This is a genomic window from Hansschlegelia beijingensis, from assembly GCF_014196425.1.
GTDB classification, from domain to species: Bacteria; Pseudomonadota; Alphaproteobacteria; order Rhizobiales; family Methylopilaceae; genus Methylopila; species Methylopila beijingensis.
Map to the genome: position 1 here is coordinate 156,306 of NZ_JACIDR010000003.1, position 25,493 is coordinate 181,798.

Annotated in this window: 27 protein-coding genes and 1 pseudogene; 18 read left to right on the top strand and 10 right to left on the bottom strand. The window is 68.7% G+C overall.

All coding sequences use genetic code 11. The annotated features are described in order from the left end of the window. Positions 1–19 precede the first annotated feature (19 nt). The 5 genes from GGR24_RS10735 to GGR24_RS10755 all read left to right on the top strand — a co-directional run bounded on the left by GGR24_RS10735 (position 20) and on the right by GGR24_RS10755 (position 4,724). A complete protein-coding gene (locus GGR24_RS10735; RefSeq protein WP_183395356.1) occupies positions 20–1,687 on the top strand; it encodes an electron transfer flavoprotein-ubiquinone oxidoreductase in 1,668 nt (555 codons plus the stop codon). A 97-nt stretch (positions 1,688–1,784) separates the two neighbouring features. Then, positions 1,785–2,957 (top strand): pyrophosphatase, encoded by a 1,173-nt coding sequence (locus tag GGR24_RS10740; protein WP_183395357.1) that lies wholly within the window; start codon positions 1,785–1,787, stop codon positions 2,955–2,957. Next, positions 2,954–3,628 carry a uracil-DNA glycosylase gene (locus GGR24_RS10745; RefSeq protein WP_183395358.1) on the top strand — a complete coding sequence of 225 codons (675 nt, stop codon included), beginning with the start codon at positions 2,954–2,956 and terminating at the stop codon, positions 3,626–3,628. The genes GGR24_RS10740 and GGR24_RS10745 overlap by 4 nt, the downstream gene beginning before the upstream one ends. 77 nt (positions 3,629–3,705) lie before the next feature. Then, a complete protein-coding gene (locus GGR24_RS10750; protein ID WP_183395359.1) occupies positions 3,706–4,140 on the top strand; it encodes a hypothetical protein in 435 nt (144 codons plus the stop codon). After that, entirely contained in the window at positions 4,137–4,724 is a 588-nt protein-coding gene (locus GGR24_RS10755; RefSeq protein WP_183395360.1) for an Nmad2 family putative nucleotide modification protein, read from the top strand. The genes GGR24_RS10750 and GGR24_RS10755 overlap by 4 nt, the downstream gene beginning before the upstream one ends. 876 nt (positions 4,725–5,600) lie before the next feature. Here the strand turns inward: GGR24_RS10755 and GGR24_RS10760 are convergent. After that, positions 5,601–6,254, bottom strand: a complete 654-nt coding sequence (locus GGR24_RS10760; protein WP_183395361.1) for a hypothetical protein — start codon at positions 6,252–6,254, stop codon at positions 5,601–5,603. A 118-nt stretch (positions 6,255–6,372) separates the two neighbouring features. Here GGR24_RS10760 and GGR24_RS10765 point away from each other — a divergent pair, with 118 nt between their 5' ends. Next, positions 6,373–6,849, top strand: a complete 477-nt coding sequence (locus GGR24_RS10765) for a DUF3617 domain-containing protein (protein WP_183395362.1) — start codon at positions 6,373–6,375, stop codon at positions 6,847–6,849. Between the two features lie 13 nt (positions 6,850–6,862). Here the strand turns inward: GGR24_RS10765 and GGR24_RS10770 are convergent, their stop codons facing one another. Further along, the gene (locus GGR24_RS10770) at positions 6,863–7,051 is read right to left on the bottom strand and encodes a hypothetical protein (protein WP_183395363.1); all 189 of its coding nucleotides are present in this window, start codon (positions 7,049–7,051) and stop codon (positions 6,863–6,865) included. A 141-nt stretch (positions 7,052–7,192) separates the two neighbouring features. Here GGR24_RS10770 and GGR24_RS10775 point away from each other — a divergent pair, with 141 nt between their 5' ends. Continuing rightward, entirely contained in the window at positions 7,193–7,621 is a 429-nt protein-coding gene (locus GGR24_RS10775) for an FKBP-type peptidyl-prolyl cis-trans isomerase (protein ID WP_183395364.1), read from the top strand. Between the two features lie 2 nt (positions 7,622–7,623). On the opposite strand, the gene GGR24_RS10780 is transcribed toward GGR24_RS10775, so the two are convergent. Next, complete coding sequence (locus GGR24_RS10780; RefSeq protein ID WP_183395365.1) at positions 7,624–8,022, bottom strand: hypothetical protein; 399 nt, start codon at positions 8,020–8,022, stop codon at positions 7,624–7,626. Positions 8,023–8,142: 120 nt separating this feature from the next. Between GGR24_RS10780 and GGR24_RS10785 the strand changes: the two genes are divergently transcribed. Next, the gene (locus tag GGR24_RS10785; protein ID WP_183395366.1) at positions 8,143–9,084 is read left to right on the top strand and encodes a cation diffusion facilitator family transporter; all 942 of its coding nucleotides are present in this window, start codon (positions 8,143–8,145) and stop codon (positions 9,082–9,084) included. On the opposite strand, the gene GGR24_RS10790 is transcribed toward GGR24_RS10785, so the two are convergent. Next, positions 9,085–10,719, bottom strand: a complete 1,635-nt coding sequence (locus GGR24_RS10790; RefSeq protein WP_183395367.1) for a hypothetical protein — start codon at positions 10,717–10,719, stop codon at positions 9,085–9,087. A gap of 347 nt (positions 10,720–11,066) precedes the next feature. On the opposite strand from GGR24_RS10790, the gene GGR24_RS10795 reads away from it, so the two are divergent. The 3 genes and pseudogenes from GGR24_RS10795 to GGR24_RS10805 form a co-directional block, all read left to right on the top strand. Next, positions 11,067–13,097 (top strand): tetratricopeptide repeat protein, encoded by a 2,031-nt coding sequence (locus tag GGR24_RS10795; protein ID WP_343066243.1) that lies wholly within the window; start codon positions 11,067–11,069, stop codon positions 13,095–13,097. A 53-nt stretch (positions 13,098–13,150) separates the two neighbouring features. Next, positions 13,151–14,011 (top strand): 4-(cytidine 5'-diphospho)-2-C-methyl-D-erythritol kinase, encoded by an 861-nt coding sequence (locus GGR24_RS10800; protein WP_183395369.1) that lies wholly within the window; start codon positions 13,151–13,153, stop codon positions 14,009–14,011. A gap of 10 nt (positions 14,012–14,021) precedes the next feature. Further along, positions 14,022–14,246, top strand: a pseudogene (locus GGR24_RS10805) (YnfA family protein); the annotation flags it as partial. A gap of 93 nt (positions 14,247–14,339) precedes the next feature. On the opposite strand, the gene GGR24_RS10810 reads toward GGR24_RS10805, so the two are convergent. Next, a complete protein-coding gene (locus tag GGR24_RS10810) occupies positions 14,340–15,359 on the bottom strand; it encodes a polyprenyl synthetase family protein (RefSeq protein WP_183395370.1) in 1,020 nt (339 codons plus the stop codon). Positions 15,360–15,667: 308 nt separating this feature from the next. On the opposite strand from GGR24_RS10810, the gene GGR24_RS10815 reads away from it, so the two are divergent. Both GGR24_RS10815 and GGR24_RS10820 read left to right on the top strand, forming a co-directional pair. Next, positions 15,668–15,898 (top strand): putative signal transducing protein, encoded by a 231-nt coding sequence (locus GGR24_RS10815; RefSeq protein WP_183395371.1) that lies wholly within the window; start codon positions 15,668–15,670, stop codon positions 15,896–15,898. Then, positions 15,895–16,668: a methyltransferase gene (locus tag GGR24_RS10820; RefSeq protein ID WP_183395372.1), complete on the top strand. Its 774-nt coding sequence runs from the start codon at positions 15,895–15,897 to the stop codon at positions 16,666–16,668. The genes GGR24_RS10815 and GGR24_RS10820 overlap by 4 nt, the downstream gene beginning before the upstream one ends. A 44-nt stretch (positions 16,669–16,712) precedes the next feature. On the opposite strand, the gene GGR24_RS10825 is transcribed toward GGR24_RS10820, so the two are convergent. Beyond that, on the bottom strand, positions 16,713–16,988 hold the full coding sequence (locus tag GGR24_RS10825) for a hypothetical protein (protein ID WP_183395373.1): 276 nt from the start codon (positions 16,986–16,988) through the stop codon (positions 16,713–16,715). A 190-nt stretch (positions 16,989–17,178) separates the two neighbouring features. On the opposite strand from GGR24_RS10825, the gene GGR24_RS10830 reads away from it, so the two are divergent. The 5 genes from GGR24_RS10830 to glyS all read left to right on the top strand — a co-directional run bounded on the left by GGR24_RS10830 (position 17,179) and on the right by glyS (position 22,024). Continuing rightward, complete coding sequence (locus tag GGR24_RS10830; RefSeq protein ID WP_183395374.1) at positions 17,179–18,042, top strand: S49 family peptidase; 864 nt, start codon at positions 17,179–17,181, stop codon at positions 18,040–18,042. Between the two features lie 75 nt (positions 18,043–18,117). After that, entirely contained in the window at positions 18,118–18,306 is a 189-nt protein-coding gene (locus tag GGR24_RS10835; RefSeq protein ID WP_183395375.1) for a hypothetical protein, read from the top strand. A gap of 117 nt (positions 18,307–18,423) precedes the next feature. Then, entirely contained in the window at positions 18,424–19,365 is a 942-nt protein-coding gene (locus GGR24_RS10840) for a glycine--tRNA ligase subunit alpha (protein WP_183395376.1), read from the top strand. Between the two features lie 18 nt (positions 19,366–19,383). Beyond that, positions 19,384–19,836: an endonuclease domain-containing protein gene (locus GGR24_RS10845; RefSeq protein WP_183395377.1), complete on the top strand. Its 453-nt coding sequence runs from the start codon at positions 19,384–19,386 to the stop codon at positions 19,834–19,836. Positions 19,837–19,843: 7 nt separating this feature from the next. After that, positions 19,844–22,024, top strand: coding sequence for a glycine--tRNA ligase subunit beta (glyS, locus tag GGR24_RS10850; RefSeq protein WP_183395378.1), 2,181 nt, complete (start codon positions 19,844–19,846; stop codon positions 22,022–22,024). A 6-nt stretch (positions 22,025–22,030) separates the two neighbouring features. On the opposite strand, the gene GGR24_RS10855 is transcribed toward glyS, so the two are convergent. The 4 genes from GGR24_RS10855 to GGR24_RS10870 all read right to left on the bottom strand — a co-directional run bounded on the left by GGR24_RS10855 (position 22,031) and on the right by GGR24_RS10870 (position 25,300). Beyond that, entirely contained in the window at positions 22,031–22,252 is a 222-nt protein-coding gene (locus GGR24_RS10855) for a hypothetical protein (protein ID WP_183395379.1), read from the bottom strand. 147 nt (positions 22,253–22,399) lie between these two features. Beyond that, positions 22,400–24,250 carry an ABC transporter ATP-binding protein gene (locus GGR24_RS10860; protein WP_183395380.1) on the bottom strand — a complete coding sequence of 617 codons (1,851 nt, stop codon included), beginning with the start codon at positions 24,248–24,250 and terminating at the stop codon, positions 22,400–22,402. Between the two features lie 75 nt (positions 24,251–24,325). Further along, positions 24,326–24,742 (bottom strand): RNA polymerase-binding protein DksA, encoded by a 417-nt coding sequence (gene dksA / locus GGR24_RS10865; protein WP_183395381.1) that lies wholly within the window; start codon positions 24,740–24,742, stop codon positions 24,326–24,328. A 153-nt stretch (positions 24,743–24,895) separates the two neighbouring features. Further along, positions 24,896–25,300, bottom strand: coding sequence for a flagellar assembly protein FliX (locus tag GGR24_RS10870; RefSeq protein ID WP_183395382.1), 405 nt, complete (start codon positions 25,298–25,300; stop codon positions 24,896–24,898). Positions 25,301–25,493 lie beyond the last annotated feature (193 nt).

Here is a 25,493-nt window from a genome sequence, read left to right on the forward strand (position 1 = left end):
CTTCAGGGAGACGCGGACGATGGCGGACGAGAGCATGGCGGAACTGCCCGAGCGCGAGGCCATGGACTACGACGTGGTCGTGGTCGGCGCCGGGCCCGCAGGCCTCGCCGTCGCGATCCGCCTCAAGCAGCTCGACGAGAACATCTCCGTCGTCGTGCTCGAAAAGGGTTCTGAGGTCGGCGCCCACATCCTGTCCGGCGCGGTGGTGGACCCGGTCGGCCTCGACGCGCTGCTGCCCGGCTGGCGCGACGAGCCCGACACGTTCGAGCGCACCGAGGTCACGGACGACCGCTTCCTCTTTCTGACCGAGGCCAGGGCTCTCGGCCTGCCGGCCTTCGGCATGCCCAAAATCCTGTCGAACCACGGCAATTTCATCGTCTCGCTGGGCGACGTCTGCCGCTGGCTCGGGACCCGGGCCGAGGCGCTCGGCGTCGAGATCTATCCGGGCTTCGCGGCCAACGAAGTGCTGTTCGGCGAGGACGGCGCGGTGGTCGGCGTCGCGACCGGCGACATGGGGGTGAACCGCGACGGCACGCCCGGCCCGAACTTCACCCGCGGCATGGAGCTGCGCGGCAAGTACACGATCTTCGCCGAAGGCGCCCGCGGCCAGCTCTCCAGGGCGCTGATCGAAAAATTCGCGCTGCATGAGGGCCGCGAGCCCCAAAAGTACGGCCTCGGCCTCAAGGAGCTGTGGCGCGTCGCGCCCGAGAAGCACAAGCCCGGCCTCGTGCAGCATTCCTTCGGCTGGCCGCTCGACGACCGGACCGGCGGCGGCTCGTTCCTCTACCATTACGGCGACGACCTGGTGGCGGTCGGCTTCGTGGTTCATCTGAACTACGAAAACCCCTATCTCTCGCCCTTCGAGGAGTTCCAGCGCTTCAAGCAGCACCCCTCGGTGCGTCCGACGCTGGAGGGCGGCCAGCGGCTCTCCTATGGCGCGCGCGCCATCACGGAGGGCGGCTTCCAGTCGGTCCCGAAACTCGCCTTCCCCGGCGGCGCGCTGGTCGGCTGCGCGGCGGGTTTCGTGAACGTCCCGCGGATCAAGGGCAGCCACAATGCGGTGCTGACCGGCAAGCTCGCCGCCGAGCACATCTTTGAAGCGCTCAAGGCCGGCCGCGCCCATGACGAGCTGTCGTCCTACGAGGACGCCTGGCGCAACGGTCCGGTCGGCGCGGACCTGCGCCCGGTGCGCAACGTCAAGCCGCTCTGGTCGCGCTACGGCACCCGCCTCGGCGTCATGCTGGGCGGCGCCGCGATGTGGGCGGAGCAGTTCGGCCTGAAACTCTTCGGCACGCTGCCGCACGGCAAGCCGGACTACGCCGCCACGAAACCCGCCCGCGAATGCCAGCGCATCGCCTATCCGAAGCCCGACGGCGTGGTGTCGTTCGACCGGCTGTCCTCGGTGTTCCTGTCCAACACCAATCACGAGGAGCACCAGCCGGTGCATCTCCGGGTGAAAGACATGGGCCTGCAGAAATCGTCCGAGCACGACGTCTACGCCGGCCTGTCGCAGCGCTACTGCCCGGCGGGCGTCTATGAGTGGCTGGAGGAGGGTTCTGAGCCCAGGTACCAGATCAACGCCCAGAACTGCGTCCACTGCAAGACCTGCGACATCAAGGACCCGAATCAGAATATCGTCTGGGTCGCGCCGGAGGGCGGCGGCGGGCCGAACTATTCCGGGATGTGAGGGTAATCTTCTTGTGGACGAGGCCCTGACCACCTAGAGTTCCCGCCCTGCAGAAGGCACAACCGTACAAAAGGACGAGCGACCATAGAGGTGCGGTGTGAAGTACGTCGCCGGCGCGCTTACCGTTGCTACCTACCAGCGTAATGCGATTCAAACCGATCTTCGCCTACCTCGGGACCGCTCCCTAGCGTTCCCTCTCCTTGGCGTTTTTGGTGAAGTCGGCACGCTGCTCAGCGAGACAAAGAAGAAGCATCGCGACGAGGCGACATACAAAGGCTACGAAACGTCCGTCTTAACTGAGATTGGTGACGTCCTATGGTATGTTAGTGCCATCGCAACGAGAGGTAATATCTCTCTCCCTTACTTGATGCACAATCTGGACAATGCCTTAGCCTCCTGGGGGGCTACGGTTCCGCGAAATCTCAAGTTCGTTGATATCCGCTCGAGAACGACCCGTCGGCTCTCGGCTCCAACCCCAGAGTTCGATCGAACACTGCTTCAGCTCGCTGCCGAGGTCGGCCTCTTGGTTGTCGATGAGCGCGCCGGCCGCTTGGAAAACAATCAGGCTGCTCTCGCAGGACGCCTCTCGGCCGTGTTGAGAGCTCTCCGGGCGGCCGCCGACGAGGCCGGTGTAACTTTAGCCGAGGCCGCCTGCGGCAATCTCAAGAAGATTTTCGATAGATGGCCCGCGAAGAAGATCTATCCGCGGCTCTTAGACGATGGATTTCCTAAGAACGAGCGGCTGCCGCGGAAAATAAGGTTCGACCTTATCGAAGACACAAATTCTGACGGGAAGCATGTTGTGCCTCTCTACGAAGGCGTCCAACTAGGTGACAAACTCACTGACAATAGAATGGAAGATGATGACTATCGGTTCCATGATGCGTTTCATCTTGCGTTCGCCGCTAAATTAGGTTGGTCCCCGAACATCAGGCGACTTTTGAAGAAGAAACGAAAGAGCGTGCCGAAGGTAGATCAGGTCCAAGACGGTGCCAGGGCTGTCCTGATAGAAGAGGGAATATCGACTTGGATATTTAATCACGCTCAAAGGCTGGATTTCTTCGACGGCGCGGACTCCGTCGATGGAGAAATTCTGAAGGTGGTCCGGCAGTTTGTCGAAGGTTATGAGGTTCAAGATATGCCTCTCTGGCTCTGGGAGGAGGCTATTCTTGATGGGTACACCGTCTTCCGGGAACTCAGGAAGCGCCGTCGAGGTGCGGTGACGGCGGATCTCGACGCGCGAACCGTCACCTTTAAGGAGCTGCCATGAAGGCCGTAGAGCGCTTCATCAATAAACTCTCATCAATTCAGTGCCCGAACGCCTTCAATCCATATTCCGCTAATTGCGTGATACACGACTCCTCCGAATCAGCGCAGATACGCCGAGAAAATCTGCGCCGTGCTTTAAACGGCGCTCTAGAGAGCAAAGCGAGAACGATTTGGATCGCTCGCGACCTCGGCTACCTCGGAGGAAGGAGAACTGGCTTAGCCCTCACAGATGAAGCGCACTTGAGAGACTATGGGGCCATCTTTCCGGGCGTGCAATTGCGAAAGGCAACGGTAGGTCCGGTAGTTTCCGAGAGAACTGCGACTGTGATCTGGCGCGTTCTTCTCCGAATTAACCAGCCAGTCTTCCTGTGGAATGTGTTCCCGCTACATCCTCATGAGGAAAATAATCATTTCTCGAACAGATCGCATTCTAAGGAGGAGAGGAATATCGGGGAATACTTCATTCATGCTGCTCTTGACTTGATTCAGCCTGAGCGCGTCGTGTGCATAGGCGGCGACGCTGAGCGATGCCTTTCCCGATTTGGGGTGTCTTCTGAGAAGGTCAGGCATCCGAGCTATGGGGGGCAAGCCGATTTCATGCGCCAGACGGCGGAACTCTTTGGAATAGTGGATCAGCTAGGAGACTTGTTCACGCACCAGCCTCCTAGCTGATGTGCCGTCGGCCCGACGCCGTACGCCACCCTCTCGGGAGCTTCGGATAGTTCACCAACTTCAGGCTGGAGAATCGGATGAGCAAGATTGTCGTCCTGCGATCGCTGATGGCCGATGTTCAGACGGAGAGTCTTATCGCCGCCTTAGAAGCGGCGGGCTTCGAGGTTATATGCATAGAATCCCTTGAGGAGCTAATGGCGCTTCTGGCATCAGAAGATCCAGACGAGATCGTTCTTGTTATCCTGCTCTCCATCAACTGCGAAGAAAATTCTGACTTGGAGAGTGCTGTCAATGCCTGCGCTCAAGCAGGAGCACGCGTCGTTGGTATATGGCCACGCACTGTAAATAAAGAGGCTCAGCTTCCAGATTGCCTAATTGAGAAGGGATCGAGCGTAACGACAACCAATCCAGCCAGCATCAAGGCGGCGATCACGGGAGACACTCCGATCTGGGAGGCCCCGAACGGAGACTTACGTCCCGTACCCCCGTTGCGCAGGAACAAGTGCAGGTGACGGCAATAAGAACATATATCGTTGAACACGACCTTGGTTTCGCGCCCAACCCTTTTTGGGGCGCGTGTACATTAGCGGCATGCAAGCCCTTAATTAGAAAGGCGGCCGCTCAAGGCGACGTGATCATAGGGACGACCGCCGCCCGCCATGGTCGCGGTCGCCTGACGTACTGGATGCGCGTTGAGGAAATTCTCAGTTTCGACGAGTATTGGCACGACGACCGATTTCGGCGAAAGAAGCCGCACTTAGCTGGAAGTAAGATCCAGCGATACGGGGACAACATATATTATAAGGGAAACGAAGGATCATACGTGCAGGTTGACTCCTTTCATAGCAAAGAAGGGGGTATATGCGCCGAGGACAACTACCAGAACGACCTCGGAACAACCGATAAAGTTCTGATATCAAAGGAATTTACCTACTGGGGACGGCTTGCGCCAATAATACCTGATGAACTCGGAGAGTTCGTTCTTCCGGGGGTCGGCCAGAAGTGGAACTTTAGCCCTCAGCAAGTTGCTGACTTCCTAGGGTGGCTATCGGTCCTCGGCCCACAGGGAGTGCAGGGCTTCCCGGCAGACTGGTGAACGAGCGAGTCGCGCCGCATAGGTATCTTTCAACTCATAATCCGGGTGCCGAGTGAGGCTTTTATTCCTTGACATCCCGCCTCCCTCATGCTCTCCTCCAGAGGTCCTTCCCCGACAGGAAGGCGTGTCCGGACCGGCCGGCCATGCGGGGGAGGAGCGGCGCCTGCGCCTGCGAGCACCGGAGCTCGCGGTCCCGGGACGTCGGCTGCGGGCCCGCGAGGCGCTTGCGTCTCGCCGGGATTACAGGCCGCCCGCCCCGCACTAGGACGGGGCCGCGCCGTCGAGCGCCTTAAGGCGCGGGATGGGTTTTGGGCCACGGCGCCTCTTCGGAGGCGGCGAGCCAGGATCCGCAAAGGGACCGACCCCGAAAGGGGCTGCGGGCCGCCCGCGGCCGGAGCGCGGCTTCCGCGACCGATGAACAAGCCGCCGCGCGTGGAGCGCCGGGCGACCGGCCAAAATACGCGTAAAACCAACGGTGGCCCGGCGCTCCGCGCCTTCCGCTGTCGCTGTTTGAACCGGATGAGGATCTTGCGCCGTGCGACCCGGCGGATGGCGCGCGCCTGCGGCGTTGCGCTCTACGCCCAAGGGCCCCACCCGGCCGCGCTATCGCGCGTCCACCCTCCCCCCGGCTTCGCCGTGAGGAGGGAGAAGAAGAGGCGGGGCTCGGCGAAGGGCGCTCTGTCCCTCCCTCGCAGAGGGGAGGGTGGACGGCGCAGCCGGCCGGGTGGGGTGGTTTCAGGACGGAGCTCCACGCCCGAAGGCCCCACCCGGCCGCGCTTCGCGCGTCCACCCTCCCCACGGCTTCGCCGCGAGGAGGGAGAAGAGGCGGCGGGGCTCGGCCGACAGCGCGGCCCGGGGGGCGGTGCAGCAGGAGGCTCAGCCTCTTCCCGCGCGGGCCATCATGCGGCCGACATAGACCACGGCGGCGCAGCCGGCGGGGAAGACGACCTCGTTGACCGCGAGCGCGGCGATCTCGGCGACCGGGGCGGCGCCGGCGTGGAGGCGGATCCAGAGCGCCGCGCCGGCGAAGACCACGCCGACGGCGAGTCCGGTCCCGGCGAAGCGGGCGAAGCGGGTCTCGCCGGAGCGCGCCAGGCGCGCGAGCAGGAAGCCCAGCAGGCCGTACTCCACGGCCTTCAGCCCGGCGAGCGTCACCAGCGAGACGGCGGCCGGCTTGCCGATCACGCCGATCGCCGCGGACATCACCTGGTTCGCGGCCCGGGCGGCCGCGACCGCGACCGGCGCGAACAGGGCGGCGATCAGGCCGGAGACCGCGGGCCCCGCGCGCAGCACCGAGACGCCGATCCCGGTCGCCAGGCACACCACCACCGACCAGGCGACCCCGGAGGCGACGTCGAGCGGCAGCAGCGGCCGGGCCACATAGCCGCCGGCGAGGAGCTTCGCGACCACCACCAGGACCTGCACTCCGAAGCCGAGCGCGACCGCGAGCGCGGCGAGCGCCGCGATGCGGCGCAGGGCGTCGGCGGGGTCCTCGGCGGGGTCCTCGGCGGGGGCGGGGGCGGCGGTCATGCGGCGGATCATAGCTCCGCGCGCGGCGCGCGCCACGGCGCGGGATTGCGGCGCGCGCGAGGCCGCCGTAAATGCGGGCCGCGGCGCCGGCAGGGCTTCCGCCTCAGGGGTTTTTTCGATGAAGCCGACCGCCGCCTTCGCCCTTCTGGCCGTCCTGGCCTCGACCGCCGCAGCCGTCGCGGCCGCGCCGCCGAAGCGCGCGCCGGGGCTGTGGGAGACCACGACGATCACCAATGCGGGCAGGAGCGGCGCGCGCGAATGCGTCGACGCCGCGACCGACCGGCTGGTGCGGCAGGCGATGGCCGGCCAGAGCTGCCGCAACGACGATTTTCGGGAGACGCCCGAGGGCTATGTGGCGGGGGCGATCTGCAAGGCCGGCGGCATGACGGTCGACAACAAGATCGTGGTGACCGGCGATTTCGCCACCTGGGCGCGGGCCGAGGCGACCAGCACGCTGAGCGGGCTCGATGGCGGCGGCCGCCGGTTCTCGACCACGATCGAGGCCCGCCGGCTCGGCGACTGCGCGCCGGGCCAGCGGCCGGGCGACGTGATCCTGCCGAACGGCACGGTGATCAACGTCGGCCCGGCGCGATGACCTGGCGGCTCGGTCAGGCGTTGCGGTTGGCGGGGTCGCGGGCTTCCTGGTCGTAGACCCGGTCGGTGGCGCGCTCGGACACGCCCTTCTCCTGCGGCGTCATCCGGCGGTTGCGGATCATCGCATAGGCGATCACGATTCCCAGGATGACCACGCCGACCACGGTCATCAGGCCCCAAAGGTCTCCGGCTCCGTTGGCCATGCGATCTCCTCCAAGCTGCTGCCGCCCGCGGCGGCCTTCGTCTTACAAGGCGCGGCGGAGACGAGTGGTTCCGTAACGGCGCCGCGACATGCCGGCCGGGCGCGCTATAAGCGCCCCGAACGAACCGATGAGGAGACACGGATGAACTTCGCGCTCGCAAGCCTCGCCGCCGCGGCGGGCCTCCTGGCCATGGCGGTCGCCCCCGCCGCCGCCCAGCAGGCCACCACCACGCCCTCCGGCCTCAAGATCGTCGAGACGCAGGTCGGCTCCGGCGCGCCCGCCAAGGTCGGCAACGCGGTCAGGGTGCACTACACGGGCTGGCTGGAAGAGGGCGGCCAGAAGGGCAAGAAGTTCGATTCCTCGGTCGACCGCGGCCAGCCCTTCACGTTCCGGCTCGGCGTCGGCAACGTCATCCCCGGCTGGGACGAGGGCGTGGCGGGCATGAAGGTCGGCGGCAAGCGCACGCTGATCATCCCGCCGGAGCTCGGCTATGGCGCGCAGGGCGCCGGCGGCGTCATCCCGCCGAACGCCACGCTGATCTTCGACGTCGAGCTGCTCGACGCCAAATAGGCTCAGTCGTCGTCGGACAGGGCGACGGCGCACAGCACGTCGATCACGGTGACGGCGGCCACCACGGCGACCGCCGCCATCGCGGCGTCGCGCTTCGGGTTGCGGCGGGAGAGCGCCGGACCGAGCGCCCAGAAGTCCATGACGTCGCCCGCGACGCGGGCCCACACGGCGAGCGAGCGGCCAAGCCGGCTGCGCGTTCCGAAGATGCCGATCCCGGCCGCGACCTCGCGCATCCCGAGGCCGCGCAGCAGCGTGCGGCTGCGCGGCAGGCCGATCGAGCGCGCGAGCGCGCCGGGGCTCGCGAGCTCGACCGCGCCGAGGCCGAGCGAGAGCCAGCCGAGCGCGGTGGAGAGGCGCTCGGCCTGCGGGCGGGTCGGGACGAGAACGGCTGGCAACTGCATGGGGCGTGATCCTGCTTGGGGGCTCCGCCTTGGTTTGGCGCGCCGGATGGCGCCGTCCAGCCCTCGCGGCGCGCGCCGGCCGCCCTATACCTCCGGCTCCGGCGTGTCCCCGGAGCCTTCATGTCTGCGCATGGATCGCCGACCGTCATCTACGCCGCGCTGGCCGGCAACCTCGCGATCGCCGTCACCAAGTTCGCGGCCGCGCTCTGGACCGGCTCGAGCGCCATGCTGTCGGAAGGCGTGCACTCGCTCGTCGACACCGCCAATCAGGGGCTGCTGCTGCTCGGGCTGAAGCGGGCCGCCCGTCCGGCCAGCGTCCGGCATCCCTTCGGCCACGGCATCGAGATCTATTTCTGGGCCTTCGTGGTGGCGATGCTGATCTTCGCCCTCGGCGGCGCGGTGTCGATCTACGAGGGGATCCACAAGCTCGCCGATCCGCGCCCGATGGAGGACGCCTGGGTGGCGTTCGCGACGCTCATCATCAGCATGGTGATCGAGGCGCTGTCGTTCCGGGTCGCCTATCGCGAGCTGCGCTCCGCCTACCCGGACATCTCGGCCTGGCAGGCGATCCGCCGGAGCAAGGACCCGAGCGTGTTCGCGGTGCTGTGCGAGGACGCGGCCGCGCTCGTGGGCCTCGCGATCGCGCTGGTCTCCGTTGGCGCGGCCTACGCGTTCGACGCCCCGGCCTTCGACGCGGCCGGCTCGATCGCCATCGGCCTCGTGCTGGTGCTGGTCGCGATCTTCCTGTCGCGCGAGACGCTGAGCCTCATCACCGGCGAGGCGGCCTCTCCGGAGACCCGCGAGGAGGTGCGGCGCATCCTGCTCGCCGATCCAAGGGTGGCCGCGGCGCCGGAGCTGCTGACGATGCATCTCGGCCCAAGCGAAATCCTGCTCGCGGCCTCGATCGACATCCGCGACGATCTCGACGGCGCGGCGGTGGAGCAGACGGCGCGCGACCTCGCCGCCCGGATCGAGGCGGCGCATCCGGAGATCACGCGGGTATTCCTGAGGCCTATCCCGCTCCGCGACGCGGCGACCGCCCCGAAAGCCGGGGCGGCGTGATCACTGGACGCTCTGCGGCGCGACGCTCTGCAGGTTCTCGGCGGTCTGGTTGTTGAGCGACTGCAGCAGGGCCCGGATGAAGGGCCGCGCTTCGAGAGCCACGTCCAGGATGCCCCCGGTGTTCACCGTGGTGCGCGACTTCGGGACCGACAGGGCGCTCTCCCAGCCCCGGGTGTCGACGAGCGGGTAGATCGTGTAGCCGAGCATGGGGACGCCTTCCTGCATGGTCTGCGCAAGCTCCAGCAGCAGTTGCGCGTGCCAGCGGGCGCCGTAGGCGTAGAACGGCGTCCCGGTCTCGCCGATCATCATCGGCAGGCCGTAGCGATTGTAGTAGTCGATGATCAGCGGATAGAGCCCCCGGCGCGCGCCGTCCTGCATCTGCGCCGCGTAGAGTTGCGGCTCCGGGTTGAGCCAGGCGCCCTTCGGGTCGACGTCCTCGTTGTGGGCGTAATAGTCGGCCGCGAACACCGTGTCGGTCTTCATCGTGACGCCGAAGTCCCGGGCGAGCGCGAGATGCAGGTCGCGCAGCTCGGTCAGAAGCTCCAGCAGACGGGTCCGGCGGGCCTCGCGCTCCGGCAGGCTGTGGGTCGACAGCACATAGGCCCCGACCAGCCAGTCGAGCGAGGTCTTCTGCGCCGCCTGCGTTCGGCGGACGCGGCGGTCGAGCGCCGCAAGGGGGGTGTTGGCGAGGGTCTCGAGGTCGGCGTTCAGCAGCCAGCTCTGGCCGAGAATGAGATCGCTCGGAATGAACCGCACGAAGCGGTTGAAGTCCGGCCGCCCCGGTTTGTAGACGGCGGCCTCGGTGTGCATGAACAGCATGCGCTGGCCGGAGCTCTGAAGCTGGCTCTGGATCGCGCTGCGCGCCTTGACCGCCGCCCGCGCCAGCGCGAACGCCCGTTCGATGTAATACTGCCCGTGCCGCGGGTCTCCCCAGCCCGGGAAGCCGCCGTTCCACATCTCGCTGTTGAAGCCGACGGTGGTCTCCGGCTCGTTGATCAGCGTGACCGCCTTGATGCTCGCGCCGTAGCGCTCGAACGCGGCCGCCGCGAAACGGGCGAAATAGTCCGGCCATTCCGGATTGAGATAGTAGCTCCTGGACGGGATGGTGCGCCCTGCGGCGTCCGTCACCCGGAAGCGGTCCTCGATGCCGAAATGGTGGATGTCGAGGCTCAGATTGAGGCCGGCCTTCGCCAGATCGGAGACGAACGCGTCGTGCTCCGCCCAGCTCGCCGGCTCATCGAGATCGATCTCATGGTTCGAGAGCCCGATCCTGATGTTCACGAGCCCGAGGCTTTGCACTTCCGAGATCAGCTTCGCCCGCTGGTCCGGATCGAACAGGCCCTGATCCCTGAGCGAGTTCCAGCGGTAGCCCTCGTCCCGGGTGAGCGGGTTCGCGGTCTCGATCCCGCTCCACAGCAGGCTGTTCGGAGCGTTCCCGCCGATCATCGCGGAATAGAGCGAGATGGTGGCGTCGGCGCGCGCCTGCTCGCTCGGCGTCAGCTCGCGGCGGATCCGGGCGGGCAGCTCGAGCGGGACGGGCGCGCTGAAGTTCTCCGCGTCGTCGCCGACCGAGACCGTGTGGATCTGGAGCTGCTTCTGCGAGGCCCAGTCGACCAGCCAGGATTGCTGCGCCATCGAGGGCGCCACGCAGAGGCCGGCCAGAAGCCAGCCTGCGGCGACGCGCGAAAAGATCGTCCGTGCCCGCGCCAATAGGTCCCCTTCGCGCTTGCGATATGATTCGTCGCAGACGCGAAGACTTACCGTGTCAGCCCGTCGCGGGAAGGCCGAAAATGACCGGAGTCACGCGCTTGTGCGGTAGCGGGCGACCCTGCGCGCCGCCCCGAACGCGCCATTTCGCAGGCCACGCCGGGTCTCCGCGTCTCGCGTTCCGCAATTCCGCCCGGCTTGTGGGGTCCGCTCGCGAGGTTCATGTTGCGCGCCACGCTGCTTCGCGCAGCGCTGCCCCGGAGGACCGGATCTACGTGACCTTGCTTAAGCGGCGCGTCGCGCCTTTCGCCGTGGTGGCCGCGCTGGTGGCCGCTGGTCCCGCCGTCTCCTCGCCGGCCTCCGAGGTGGAGCTCGCGGCGTCGCGCAGCTCTCTCGCCGGCAACTATCTCGCTGGGCGCATCGCCGGCTCCGAACGCGACGCCGCTTCGGCCGCGGCCTATTTCAGGGCCGCGCTGCGCGCTGACCCGAAAAACCCGGAGCTCCTCGAGCGCACCTTTCTGCTGACGCTCGTCGAGGGCGACGCGGAGGGCGCGATGCGGCTCGCCGAACGGCTCGTGGCCAAGGATCCGAGCAACCGCATGGCGCGGCTCGCGCTGGCGGTGAGGGGGATCAAGACCCACAACTACGCGGCCGCGCGTCGCCAGCTGACGCAGAGCGCCAAGGGGCCGCTCGCCGAGCTGACCGATCATCTGCTGACGGCCTGGGCGTGGCTCGGCTCCGACCAGACCGGCAAGGCGCTCGCCAGCATCGACAAGCTGCAGGGCGCGGACTTCTTCGGCACCTTCCGCGACTATCACGCCGCGCTCGTCGCGGATCTCGGCGGACGGCGCGAGGAAGCGAAGAAGCGTTTCGACGCGGCCCTGTCCGGAGACGGCAGCGCGCTGCGCATCGTGCAGGCCGCCGCCCTGTTCCGGGCCCGGAACGGCGACAAGGACGGCGCGCTCAAGCTGCTCGCGGATTTCGAGAAGGTCGCCCCGCGCCATCCGCTGATCCGGGAAGCCCGCACCGCGGTCCAGAACGGCGGCGATCTGCGGCGTCCGATCGCCGACGTCAGCGACGGCGTGGCCGAGGTGCTCTACGGGATCGGAGGCGCGCTCGCGCGCCAGGGGGGCGAGGATCTGTCGCTCGTCTACCTCCAGCTCGCCCTCTACGCCGAGCCCAACCACGCGATGGCGCTCGTCACGCTGGCGGACCTCTACGACCAGCTGAACCAGTACCAGCAGGCGATCGACGCCTATGCGCGGGTTCCGGCCTCGTCGCCGCTCAAGCGCAACGCCGAAATCCAGAGCGCGATGGATCTCGACCGCCTCGACAAGACGGAAGAGGCCAAGAGCAAGCTCGCCAAGCTGATCGCAGCCGATCCGACCGACCAGGAGGCGATCATCGCGCTCGGCAACATCGAGCGCGGGCGCGAGCAATTCGCGGAGGCGGCGGAGACCTATTCGCGCGCCGTCGCGCTGATCGAGGCGCCGCTCGCCAGCGCAGGTGAGGCGCCGGGCAGGGCCGCGGAGCCGACCAGCTATGTGGTGAAGGGCGGCGAGACGCTCCCTGACATCGCCAAGGAGGTCTACGGCGATCGCAACCGCTGGCGCGAGCTCGCGGATTTCAACCGGACGCCCGAAGCCGAACGCGCGAATGGCGGTCCGCTCGCGAAGTCGAACGAGCTGAAGCCGGGCCAGAAGCTGCTGCTGCCGCCGCGGCAGGCGAGCAATCCCTCGGACGAGCAGAAGGCCGCAGCCGCCGACGCGGCGGCGAAGCCGAGCGCGGCCAACTGGTCGCTCTACTATGTCCGGGGCATCGCCTATGAGCGTTCGAAGCAGTGGCCGAAGGCCGAGGCCGACCTGAAGAAGGCGCTGGAGCTCTCCCCCGACCAGCCGCTGGTGATGAACTACCTCGGCTATTCCTGGATCGACCAGGGCATCAACCTCGAGGAGGGCATGAAGCTCATCAAGCGGGCGGTCGAGCTGAAGCCGGATGACGGTTACATCGTCGACAGCCTGGGGTGGGCCTATTACCGCCTCGGCAAGCTCGATGACGCGGTGCGCGAGCTCGAGCGGGCGGTGGAGCTTCGCCCGCAGGATCCGGTGATGAACGACCATCTTGGCGACGCCTACTGGCGGGTCGGCCGCAAGCTCGAGGCGCGCTTCCAGTGGAGCCACGCCAAGGACCTCAAGCCGGAGCCGGCCGAGCTGCCGAAGATCGAGGCCAAGCTGAAGGACGGGCTGCCGGACGAGAAGAAGACCGACGCCTCCGCCGACGCGTCGGACAAGAAGAACGGCGGCTGACCTCGCGCCGCCGCGCTTACGCGGCGGCTGCGGCGGTGATACAGGCAGGCGCGATGCTGCTTCGCGCCCGCGCCCCCGCCAAGGTCAATCTGACGCTCCACGTCCTCGGGCGGCGGCTCGACGGCTTTCATGAGCTCGACAGCCTCGTCGCTTTCGCGGGCTGCGCGGCCGACGCGCTGACGCTGGAGCCGGATGGCCCGCTGTCGCTCGCGGTCGAGGGGCCGTTCTCCGACGCGGCGGGGCCGACCGACGACAATCTCGTCCTGAAGGCTGCGCGCGAGGCGGCCGCGCGGATCGAGGGGCTGCGGCTCGGCCGGTTCACGCTGGTCAAGCGGGTGCCGGTGGCGGCCGGGATCGGCGGCGGCTCGGCGGACGCCGGCGCGGCGCTCCGGCTGCTCTGCGAGGCGAACGGGCTTCCGCATGACGACGCCCGCATCGTCGCCGCCGCGGCGGCGACCGGTTCCGACGTGCCGGCCTGCCTGGAGTCGCGGGCCGCGATGATGCGCGGCCGCGGCGAGGGGCTCGCGCCGGTGGACCTGCCGCCGCTCTGCGCCGTGCTGGCGAACCCGCTGAAGCCGTTGTCCACCGTCGCGGTTTACCACGGCCTCGGTCTCGCAGCCGGCGAGCGCCTCGGCGGGCCGTCGCCCGAACCCGGCGCGACCTTCGAAGCCGCGGTCGCGGCGATCGCCGCCGGCCGCAATGATCTCGAGCCGCCCGCCCGCGCGCTGGAGCCCGCGGTCGTCAGGGGCGTGGCCGCGCTATCGGCGGTCGACGACTGCCTGCTGGCGCGCATGTCGGGCTCCGGCGCGACCGTGTTCGGCCTGTTCGACGACGTACGCGCCGCACGCCGCGCCGCGCGGACGCTGCGCGGCGCCCTTCCGGGGTGGTGGATCCGGCCCACCCTGCTGCAGTGAGGAAGGCGCGATGACGCCTGCGATCTACGTCGCGGCGGCGCTCGCCGAGATCGCCGGCTGCTTCGCCTTCTGGGCCGTGCTGAGGCAGGGCGCGTCGCCGGCCTGGCTTGCGGCGGGCGTGGCCTCGCTGCTGCTGTTCGCCTGGCTGCTCACCCGGGTCGAGGTCGAGGCGGCGGGGCGGGCCTACGCGGCCTATGGCGGCGTCTACGTCGCCGCCTCGCTCGCCTGGCTCTGGGCCGTCGAGGACGTCAGGCCCGACCGGTGGGACCTGACGGGCTCCGCGATCTGCCGGCGCGGCGGTGGTGCTGTTCGGCCCGCGGGCCTGACCTCAGTGCGCCCGGGCGGTGACGAAGCCGATGACGTCGAGCAGGGCGCGGGCCTCCGAGCGGTCCTCGAACAGCGCCAGCGCGTCACGCGCCATCGCGCCGTAGTGCCGGGCGCGGGCGAGCGTGTCCTCGATCGCGCCGTGCTTTCCGAGCAGGCGGATCGCCTCGGCGAGGTCGGCGTCCTGCGCGTCGCCATCCTCGAGCGTGCGCTTCCAGAACAGGCGCTCCTCGGCTGAGCCGCGCCGATAGGCGAGCACCACGGGCAGCGTGATCTTGCCCTCGCGGAAATCGTCGCCGACCTTCTTGCCGAGCTTCGCTTCGCGGCCGCCATAATCGAGCGCGTCGTCCACCAGCTGGAAGGCGATGCCGAGATTCATGCCGTAGGAGCGGGCGGCCGCCTGCTCGGCGCGCGGCCGGCCGGCGATCACCGGCCCGACCTCGCAGGCGGCGGCGAACAGCTCTGCCGTCTTGCCGCGCACGACCGCCAGATACTCGTCCTCGGTGGTCGCGGTGTTCTTGGCGGCGGCGAGCTGCATGACCTCGCCCTCGGCGATCACCGCGGCGGCCTCGGAAAGGATGCGCAGCGCCTCGAGCGAGCCGACCTCGACCATCATCTTGAAGGCCTGGCCGAGCAGGAAGTCGCCCACCAGCACGCTCGCCTCGTTGCCCCAGAGCATGCGCGCCGCGAGCTTCCCGCGCCGCATCTCGGAGCCGTCGACGACGTCGTCGTGCAGCAGCGTCGCGGTGTGCATGAACTCGACGGCCGCCGCGAGCTTGACGTCGCCGTCGCCCGAATAGCCGCAGAGCGCCGAGGTCGCGAGGGTCAGCATCGGCCGCAGCCGCTTGCCGCCCGACGAGATCAGGTGGTTCGCCACCTCCGGGATCATCACGACCTCGGATCCGGTGCGCGACAGGATGAAGGCGTTGACGCGCTCCATGGCGGGAGCGACGAGCTTGAGAAGGGGCGCGAGACCGGCGTCAGTCCCGCCGGGGCGCTCCTCTAACGGCACTACAACGCCCAATCGGAGCGCTCCCAACTGCCTCGGACCGGGGCGGACCGTAGCCACGCCCCTCCGGGGGAGCAAGTCGTAAAACGCCGGCGGTTCAGACCGGCAGCACGGCGCGGGCGGCGAGCAGCTTCTGGGAGGCGAACAGCAGCAGCACGACTGCGACGGCGAGAGCGACCACTTCAGCACGCATGACGAACTCCGAAGCCCGAACGACCCGGACTTCATGACCGAGGCCGCGGGCCGAAGTTGGGCCCCGGCGTGGCGATCCCCGCCAAAAGCGTTAAATCCGCTAAACGACCCTCCAACACAGGCGATGGCTCTTGCAGGAACTCATCAGAAGCAATGATCCGGTGCTGTTGTCCTTCGTCCGCGCCCGGCTGGGCGAGGAGGGGATCGAGCCCGTCGTGGTCGACGGGAACATGAGCGTGCTGGAGGGCTCTCTCGGCATTCTGGCCAGCCGGGTGCTGGTGGCGGACGAGGATGCGGCCCGGGCGCGCCGGGCGCTGGTGGAGGCCGGCCTCTCCCACGAGCTTCGACCCGAGACGCCGTGAACGGCGAACTCACTGACGATCTGTTCTTCGGAGGGCGTCTCCGGCTTCTGCAACCGCGGCGGGGGCACCGCGTCGGAACCGACGCGGCGCTGCTGGTCGCGGCCGCCCGCTCCCGACTGGCGCCGGGCGCGGTGGCGGCGGATCTGGGGGCCGGGGTCGGCGCGGTCGGCCTCGCGCTCGCGCACGCCGGCGCCGGGCGCGTCGCGCTCGTGGAGATCGACGAGGGCCTGGCGGCGATCGCGGCCGAAAACGCCAGGCGCAACGGTCTTGAAGGCCGCGCGGCCGCAGCCTGCGCCGACGTCGCGACCCTCGCGACGAGCCGGGGTCCCGCCGAGCCGGCGGCGGGCTCATGCGACCTGGTCGCCTTCAATCCGCCGTTCGACGACGCTGACAGGTTCCGGCTGTCGCCGGACGCGGTCAAGGCGCGCGCCCACGGGTCGCCGGAGGGCCTTCTGGGCGACTGGACGCTGGCGGCGAACCGGCTGCTGAAGCCTCAGGGCGACCTGGTCATGATCCACCGCCCGGAGGCGCTCGCCGGCATCCTCGGCGCGCTCGACGGCCGGTTCGGCGACGTCCGCCTGCTGCCGGTCCATGCCCGCGACGATGCGCCGGCGACGAGGATCATCGTCGCGGCCCGAAAGGGCCGGCGCGGCGCCCTCGCGCTGTTGCCGCCTCTCGTGATGCACGCGCCTGCTGGAGGCTTCACCTCGGAGGGCGACGCCGCGCAGCGCGGCGACGCGACGATCGCGCTGGACCGCTCAAGGCCATAGGGAGGCGCCCCGTCGGGGCGCCTCATCCGTCGGGCCCGCCGGCCTCAGTAGCGGCAGACGCGGCGGTTGGTGACGACGTAGCGGTAGCCGTTCCAGTAGCGCCGGCTCACCGTGCGGCAGCGGGGCCCATAGGAGCGGTAAGCGCGATACGGGCGGTAGTAGGGCCGATAGGGACGGTAGTAGGGCCGATAATGGTGGCGGTGGCCGTAATAGGGCCCACCCCCGACGTCGAGGTAAACGCCGGCCGAGGCGGGCGCGGGAGCGACCGCGAAGGCCCCGGCCGCGAGAGCTGCGGCGAGAACAAAGTTACGAACCATCATGTCCTCCTCGAAAACCACTGTGGGCGCGGCCCAGCCGCCGGCTGGCTTGTCCCTGAGACGGGCGGCGCCCGGCTTGGTTCCATGAATGGGGCGTCGGCGCTGAACCGATCCTGATCCCGATATTCAGTCGGCGTTCATCCATGCGCGCCGCAGCGTTGTGAACGCGCGGCCTAGGCCTATATCCAGCCGTATGAGCACATCCTTCGCAACACTGCGCCGCCTCGCCGGGCCCGTTCTTCCCGAACGCCTCAGAGACGGGAGACCGGTCGTGCCGGTCGTCCGCCTGCACGGCGCCATCGGCATGGGCGGTCCGCTTCGTCAGAGCGTGACCATGGCCGGCGTCGCCGCAGCGCTCGACAAGGCGTTCTCGATGCCTGGCGCGAAGGAAGTCGCGCTGATCGTGAACTCGCCCGGCGGCTCGCCGGTCCAGTCGCATCTGATCCACCAGCGGATCCGGGCGCTTAGCCGGGAGAAGGAGATCGGCGTCGCGGCTTTCGTCGAGGACGTCGCTGCTTCCGGCGGCTACATGATCGCCTGCGCGGCCGACGAGATCGTCGCCGACCCGTCGTCGATCGTCGGATCGATCGGCGTGGTCTCCGCCGGGTTCGGCTTCGACCGCGCGATCGAGCGGCTCGGGATCGAGCGGCGGCTCTACGCGTCCGGACGCAACAAGGCGATCCTCGACCCGTTCCAGCCGGAGAAGGCGGAGGACGTCGAGCGGCTCAAGGAGCTTCAGCGCGAGGTGCACGAGCACTTCATCGCGCTCGTGAAGGAGCGCCGCGGCGCGGCGCTGTCCGATCATCCGGACATGTTCACCGGCGCGTTCTGGTCCGGCGCGGCGGCGCTCGGCCTCGGCCTGGTCGACCGGCTCGGCGATCTGCGCACCACCATGCGCGAACGCTGGGGCGACAAGGTCGAACTCAAGTCCGTCACCCCGAAGACGTCGCTTCTGAAGCGGCTGTCCGGGCGCAGCGAAGGCGTCGGCGTCGGGCTCGCTGAAGAAGCGATCGCGGCGCTCGAGGCGCGTGCGCTCTGGGGCCGCTTCGGTCTTTGACGCGCCGCCCCATGGCGGCCAAGATCACGGATGATGGTCCATAGGCCGTCCTTGGCCCTGACCGGAGCCGCGCCCATGCCGCCCTTCCTTCTGATCGCCGCCGCAGCCGCCGGAGCGGTGTTCGGCGCCAAGGCGCTGAAGCGCGAATGGCGGCGGGTGAACCGCGAGCTCGACCGCAACGAAGCGGCGTCCTTGGTCGCCGAGCGGTCCGAGCGCCCAACCCTGAGGCGCGACCCCGCAACCGGCGAATGGCGGCCGCAGTAGCGGCGGGCGCAAGCCTCGCGATCCGGCGACGCCTCAAGGTCGCGGCGCCACGCCTTGACCCTCCGGGGCGCCCCAACTAGCGTCCGCGCGCCTTCGCACCGGACGCCCGACCGCCTCATGACCGACGACCCGATGAGCCCCAAGAAGTCCTTCCAGGGGCTCATTCTGACCCTGCAACGCTTCTGGGCGGAGCAGGGCTGCGTGATCCTGCAGCCCTACGACATGGAGGTCGGGGCCGGCACGTTCCATCCCGCCACCACGTTGCGCGCGCTCGGGCCGCGCCCCTGGAAGGCGGCCTACGTGCAGCCCTCGCGGCGGCCCAAGGACGGGCGCTACGGCGAGAACCCGAACCGGTTCCAGCACTATTACCAGTTCCAGGTCATCCTGAAGCCGAGCCCCGAGAACCTTCAGGAGCTCTATCTCTACAGCCTCAAGGCGCTCGGCCTCGACCCGACGGTGCATGACGTGCGCTTCGTCGAGGACGACTGGGAAAGCCCGACCCTCGGCGCCTGGGGACTCGGCTGGGAGTGCTGGTGCGACGGCATGGAGGTGTCGCAGTTCACCTATTTCCAGCAGGTCGCGGGCGTCGACTGCAATCCGGTGTCCGGCGAGCTGACCTACGGGCTCGAGCGTCTCGCGATGTACATCCAGGGCGTCGACCGGGGCTTCGACCTCAACTTCAACGGCCGCGACGGCGCCGAGAAGGTCACCTATGGCGACGTCTTCCGGCAGGCCGAGCAGGAATATTCGCGCTTCAATTTCGAGAACGCCGACGTCGAACTTCTGAAACGGCACTTCCAGGACGCCGAGCAGGAATGCAAGGCGCTGATCGAGGCCGGGGAGGCCGACGGCCGGCTGATGGCGATGCCGGCCTATGACCAGGCCATCAAGGCGAGCCACGCCTTCAACCTGCTCGACGCCCGGGGGGTGATCTCGGTGACCGAACGCCAGAGCTACATCCTGCGCGTGCGCGACCTCGCCAAGGCCTGCGGCGCCGCCTGGCTCAAGACCGAAGCCGGCGGAGCGGCTGTCCCCCTCCCCCTTGCGGGGAGGGGTTAGGGGTGGGGGTGCTGCAGGATGATCAGCGACTTTGATCGTTCCCGTCCCTGGGCCACGACCCTCGATGGAGCTCCGGTTCCGGCGACAGGCCGCTTCGCCCGCCATATGCGCCGGGAACCCACAGACGCCGAGCGGAAGCTTTGGTTGCGCCTTCGCCGCCTCGCGGTCCCGGGTTCGCACTTTCGCCGTCAGATGGTGATCGGCTCGTTCATCGCAGACTTCGCCTGCCTGAGGTCCCGACTGATCGTGGAGGTCGATGGCGGTCAGCACGCGGAGAACGCGGCCGACGCGGAGCGCACCGCCGCGCTGGAGGCGCAGGGCTGGAGCGTGCTTCGGTTCTGGAACACGGACGTGCTTTCGAATATCGACGGCGTGCTTGAAGCGATCGCGGCAGCGGTCGCGGCGCGCGACGGCGCCTCAAGGGGCGCCACCCCCACCCCCGACCCCTCCCCGCAAGGGGGAGGGGAGTAGAGCGCTCATGCCTGATTTCCTTCTCGAACTTCTCTCCGAAGAGATCCCGGCGCGCATGCAGGCGCGGGCGGCGGACGATCTCCGACGGCTCGTCACCGACGCGCTGGTCGAGCGTGGGCTGACCTATGAGGGCGCCAAGGCTTTCGCCACGCCGCGCCGGCTGGCGCTGGTCGTCGTGGGCCTGCCGGCGCGGCAGCCTGACCGCAGCGAGGAGCGCAAGGGGCCGCGCGTCGGCGCGCCCGAGAAAGCGCTCGAGGGTTTTCTGAAGGCCGCGGGCCTCGCCTCGATCGACGAGGCCGTCGTCCAGTCCGATCCGAAGGGCGACTTCTACGTCGCCCGCAGCGTGAAGCCCGGCCGCGCCACCGCGGAAGTCATTTCCGAGATCATGCCGGCGATCATCGCCGGCTTCCCGTGGCCCAAGTCGATGCGCTGGGGCTCGGGAACGCTGCGCTGGGTGCGGCCGCTGCATTCGATCGTCGCGACCTTCGGCTCGACCCAGGAGGAGCCGGAGATCGTCCGCTTCGAGGTCGGCGGCGTCGCGTCCGGCGACGTCACGCGCGGGCACCGCGTCCACGCTCCTGGGGAGATCCGGGTCAGGCGCTTCGATGATTACGTCGACGCGCTGCAGAAGGCCCATGTGGTGCTCGACGCCGAACGCCGCCGCGACATGATCCGCGCCGACGCCCGCACGCTCGCACAGGCGCAGAACCTCGAACTGGTCGAGGACGAGGCGCTGGTCGACGAGGTGGCGGGGCTCGTCGAGTGGCCGGTCGTGCTGATGGGCGCCTTCGAGGAGGAGTTCCTCGAGGTCCCCGAGGAGGTCATCCGCGCGACCATCCGGGCGAACCAGAAGTGCTTCGTGCTGCGGCGCGCCGACGGCCGGCTCGCGAACCGCTTCATCCTGGTCGCCAATCTCGAGGCGGCGGACGGCGGCGCGGCGATCATCCATGGCAACCAGCGCGTGGTGCGCGCGCGACTGTCGGACGCCCGGTTCTTCTGGGAGACCGACAAGAAGACGCCGCTGGCTGACCGGCTGGAGAAGCTGAAGTCGATCACGTTCCACGAAAAGCTCGGCACGCAGCATGAGCGCGTCGAGCGCATCGAGCGGCTCGCCCGCGAGCTCGCGCCGCTGGTCGGCGCCGATCCGGACAAGGCCGGACAGGCGGCGCGGCTCGCCAAGGCCGATCTCGTCACCGAGATGGTCGGCGAGTTCCCCGAGCTGCAGGGCCTGATGGGCCGCTATTACGCCGAGGCCGAGGGGCTCGACGCCGACGTGGCGGCGGCGCTCGAGGAGCATTACCGGCCGCAGGGCCCTTCGGACCGCGTCCCGACCGCGCCGGTTTCGATCGCGGTGGCGCTCGCCGACAAGATCGACACGCTGGTCGGCTTCTGGGCGATCGACGAGAAGCCCACGGGCAGCAAGGACCCCTATGCGCTCAGGCGCGCGGCGCTCGGCGTCGTGCGCATCATCCTCGATAATGGGCTGCGGCTGCGGCTGCTTTCCATCCTGGGAGCCGAGGTCGCGTTGGACCTGCTGGCCTTCTTCGCGGACCGCCTCAAGGTCCAGCTCCGCGAGCAGGGAGCGCGCCACGACCTCGTGGACGCAGCTCTCGCGGCGGGCGAACTCCCTCCCCCCTTGCGGGGGAGGGTCGGGGTGGCGGGTGGCGCAGGACCGGGCGCCGCGGCCGATGGCGAGCCGACAGCTCCTTCCTTGACCACCCCCACCCCCGGCCCCTCCCCGCAAGGGGGAGGGGGGCAGAACGACGACCTCGTGCTGATCGTCCGGCGGGTCGAGGCGCTCGGGAAGCTGCTCGAGACCGACGACGGCAAGAACCTGCTCGCCGGCTACAAGCGCGCCGCGAACATTCTGAGGGCCGAGGAGAAGAAGGACGGCGTCGGAGCCTTCGAGGGCGAGGTCGACTGCGCCCTGCTGACGGAGAAGGCCGAGATCGATCTTTCCAAGGCGCTCGATCTCGCTGCGCCGGCCGCAGCCGATGCTGTGGGCCAGGAGGATTTCGCGCTCGCGGCGGCGGCGCTCGCCCGGCTCCGGCCGGAGGTCGACGCGTTCTTCGATCAGGTGACGGTGAACGCGCCCGATCCGGCGCTTCGCGCGAACCGGCTCAAGCTGCTCGCGCGACTGAGGCGCGCGACGCGCGCGCTCGCGGACTTCGACCGCATCGCCGGCTGAGCTGCGCTACTGCGCGTGCAGGACGTGAACGCTCGCGGGCCGCGGACGGGCCGTGCGCTCGGCGAGCTGCGCCCGCGCGAAGCAGCGGTAGAGCGAGCGTTCCTCGGCGGACGCTCCTGCTTCAGGGTCCGGAGCGACGCTCAGCGACCACAGCCGGTCCGGATGGTCGCGGCGGAACAGGTTCATGGCGAGGGATTCGACTGGATCGATCATGGCGCGCGTCGGCATGAGGGCCTCCCAGCGCGCCAACGCGACACTTCAAGTCGCGTTCAACGATCGTCACATCATTCGTGGGCTATGCTTAGCAGAGTATTGCCGAGCAGCGGGTGAGCGCTGCTCAGCAAGCTCTGCCGGGCGGCGAGCCGGCCTGAGGTCCTATTCGGCCGCCGCCTGAGTGGGGCCGTCGTCCAGAAAGCCGCCCGACTGCCGCCGCCACAGGGCGGCGTAGAGGCCGTCCTTCGAGATCAGCTCGGCGTGCGAGCCCTGTTCTACGATGCGGCCCTGGTCCAGCACGACCAGCCGGTCCATCCGTGCGATCGTCGACAGCCGGTGCGCGACCGCGATCACGGTCTTGCCGGCCATGACCGCGTCGAGGCTCGTCTGGATCGCGGCCTCGACCTCGGAGTCGAGCGCCGAGGTCGCCTCGTCGAGCACGATGATCGGAGCGTCCTTCAGGATCACGCGCGCGATCGCGACCCTCTGGCGTTGCCCGCCGGAGAGTTTCACGCCGCGCTCGCCGACATGCGCGTCGTAACCGGTCCGGCCGTGCAGGTCGGTGAGGCCGAGGATGAAGTCGTGCGCCTCGGCGCGCTGGGCGGCGGCGACGATCTCGTCATCGGTCGCGGTCGGGCGACCATAGGCGATGTTGTCCCGGATCGACCGGTGCAGCAGCGAAGTGTCCTGCGTGACGACGGAGATCTGTTCGCGCAGCGATTCCTGCGTCGCCCGGGCGATGTCGACGCCGTCGATCAGGATGCGGCCGGAGGCCGGATCGAAGAACCTGAGCAGGAGGTTCGCGAGCGTCGATTTCCCCGCGCCGGAGCGGCCGACCAGCCCGATCCTCTCGCCCGGCCGGATGTGGAGCGAGAAGTCGTCGATCACCTTGCGAGGCGTCCCGTAGCCGAAGCTCACGCGTTCGAACCGGACGTCGCCGTGGCGCACGGCGATCGGCTCGGCCTTAGCGTCGTCGGCGAGTTGCAGGGGCCGGGCGATGGTCGCGAGCCCTTCCTGCACGACGCCGACATTCTCGAAGATCGCCGAGACCTGGAAGGCCACCCAGCCGGACATCGAGACCACCTGCCACGACAGCGGGATGGCCATGGCGACGGCGCCGATCTCGATCGAGCGCGACGACGCCAATGCGACCGCGGAGATCGTGATCGCGGAGACCAGCATCGCGTTGAGGATCTGGAGCGAGACCGCGAAGGTCGTGACCAGCCGGAACTGCCGCTGGAAACGCTCCATCAGCGTGTCCATCGCGTCGCCCACATAGGAGTCCTCGGCGCGGGCGCGGGCGAACAGCTTCACGGTCAGGATGTTGGTGTAGGTGTCGACGATCCGGCCGGTCAGCTGCGAGCGCGCCTCGGAAGCCGCGCGCGAGCGGTCGCGCATGCGCGGCACGAAGCGCCAGATCAGCGCCGCGTAGCCCACGAACCAGACGCCGAGCGGGATCGCCAGCCGGGGATCGGCAGTGGCGAGCAGCACCATGGCGCTCACGCCGTAGACCGCGATGTACCAGACCGCCTCGACCGTCTGGACGACGCTCTCGCGCAGCGCCGGCCCGGTCTGCATCACCTTGTTGGCGATGCGGCCGGCGAAGTCGTTCTGGAAGAAGCCCCAGGACTGCCGGACGACATGATAGTGCGACTGCCAGCGGATCAGGTTCGAGAAGCCGGGGCCGATCGCCTGGTTGGCGATCAGCCCGCGCCCGAACAGCACGGCGGGTCGGAAGATCAGGAGCGTGCCGACAAGCCCGCCGATCAGCGGCCAGCCTTCAGCGAGCAGCCGTTCCGGCGGCGTGCTGGTCACCAGCGCGACGATGCGGCCCACGAAGAACGGGACCGAGGCGTCCGCGAGGCCGAGCAGCAGGCCCGCCAGGAGGAGGCCGGCGAACAGTCCCTTGGCCTGCCGGAGGAAGTGCCAGTAGAAGCCGAGCAGCCGCGCCGGGGGCTCCGGCCGCTCCGGGGGCGCGGTCGGATCGATGATCGATTCGAATAAGCGGAACATGCGCCAGCATATGGCGCCTGCGCGGGGCGAACTTAAGGCTCCGCCCGGCGACCCTCGGTGGTTGAGCCGCTCGGCTCAGTCGTCGCGATAGACCTTCTCGCGGCGCTCGTGGCGCTCCTGCGCCTCGATCGACAGCGTCGCGATCGGGCGGGCGTCCAGACGGCGGAGCGAGATCGGCTCGCCGGTCTCCTCGCAATAGCCGTAGGAGCCATCCTCGATCCGCGCCAGCGCCGCGTCGATCTTCGCGATCAGCTTGCGCTGCCGGTCGCGGGCGCGAAGCTCGATCGCCCGGTCCGCCTCGGAGGACGCCCGGTCGACGAGGTCGGGATGGTTCTGGTTCTCGTCCTGCAGGTGCTCGAGCGTCTCGCGGCTCTCGCGCAGGATCTCCTCGCGCCAGTTGAGCAGCTTGTCGCGGAAGTACCGGCGTTGCCGCTCATTCATGAACGGCTCGGTCTCGGAAGGCCGATAATCGTCTGCCAACTCGACGCTCATGTGGATGCCTCTGGGTACCGCACGCAGGGGAGCTCGGACGGCGCGGAATATACTCATCCGCTGGCCGCCCGACAATCGCTTCCGTTAACGACCAACCCTTTGGAACAAATGAGTTATTCTTGAGTACGTAAAAACCCGTGCGTGCTTTTCAGGTCAAAGTCCTCGCTTTGCGAGCTCTACCTGGGCGCGCACCTCTATGGCTGAAAGGGTGTCGTCCAGAGCCGCGTCGCCCGTCTGGCCGCACCGCCCGGCGAGATTTTGAGCCATCCCGGCCAGGAGCTGCGCATCCGCGCGCCCTTCCACCAAAGCAAGTCTCAGGCCATCGAGGGCGTCGAGCAGGCCGCGTCCGCGCCGCACCGCCCGTCGACGCCTCTCGCGCGGCGTCTCCTCCTCGGCCTGCAGCGCCAGCAGCGCGCCCAGTCCCTGGGCCGAGAGGGTCGGCGGCGCCTGGCGCGCCGTCTCCGTGGCGACGGGATCTGACAGGCGGAAGGCGCCTGACGCCGCTTGCCGGGCGGCGCCGCCGCCCGAGAACGCGCGACCGAGACCGTCGATTCGCATCCTGCCGCCCCCGCAGCGGTTCCTTCCGCTCGATCGCCACTTGAAGCCATCATGCTTAACCACGCGTTAACGACCCGGCAGATTCTGCCGGTTCCGGCGGAATATTGCCGGGCGACCGGGCGGGCCGCCCCGGCCTCGCGCCCGGCCTGACGCCTCATCTTCTTGGAACGCCGCCGGCGGCACGGTCCTCGCA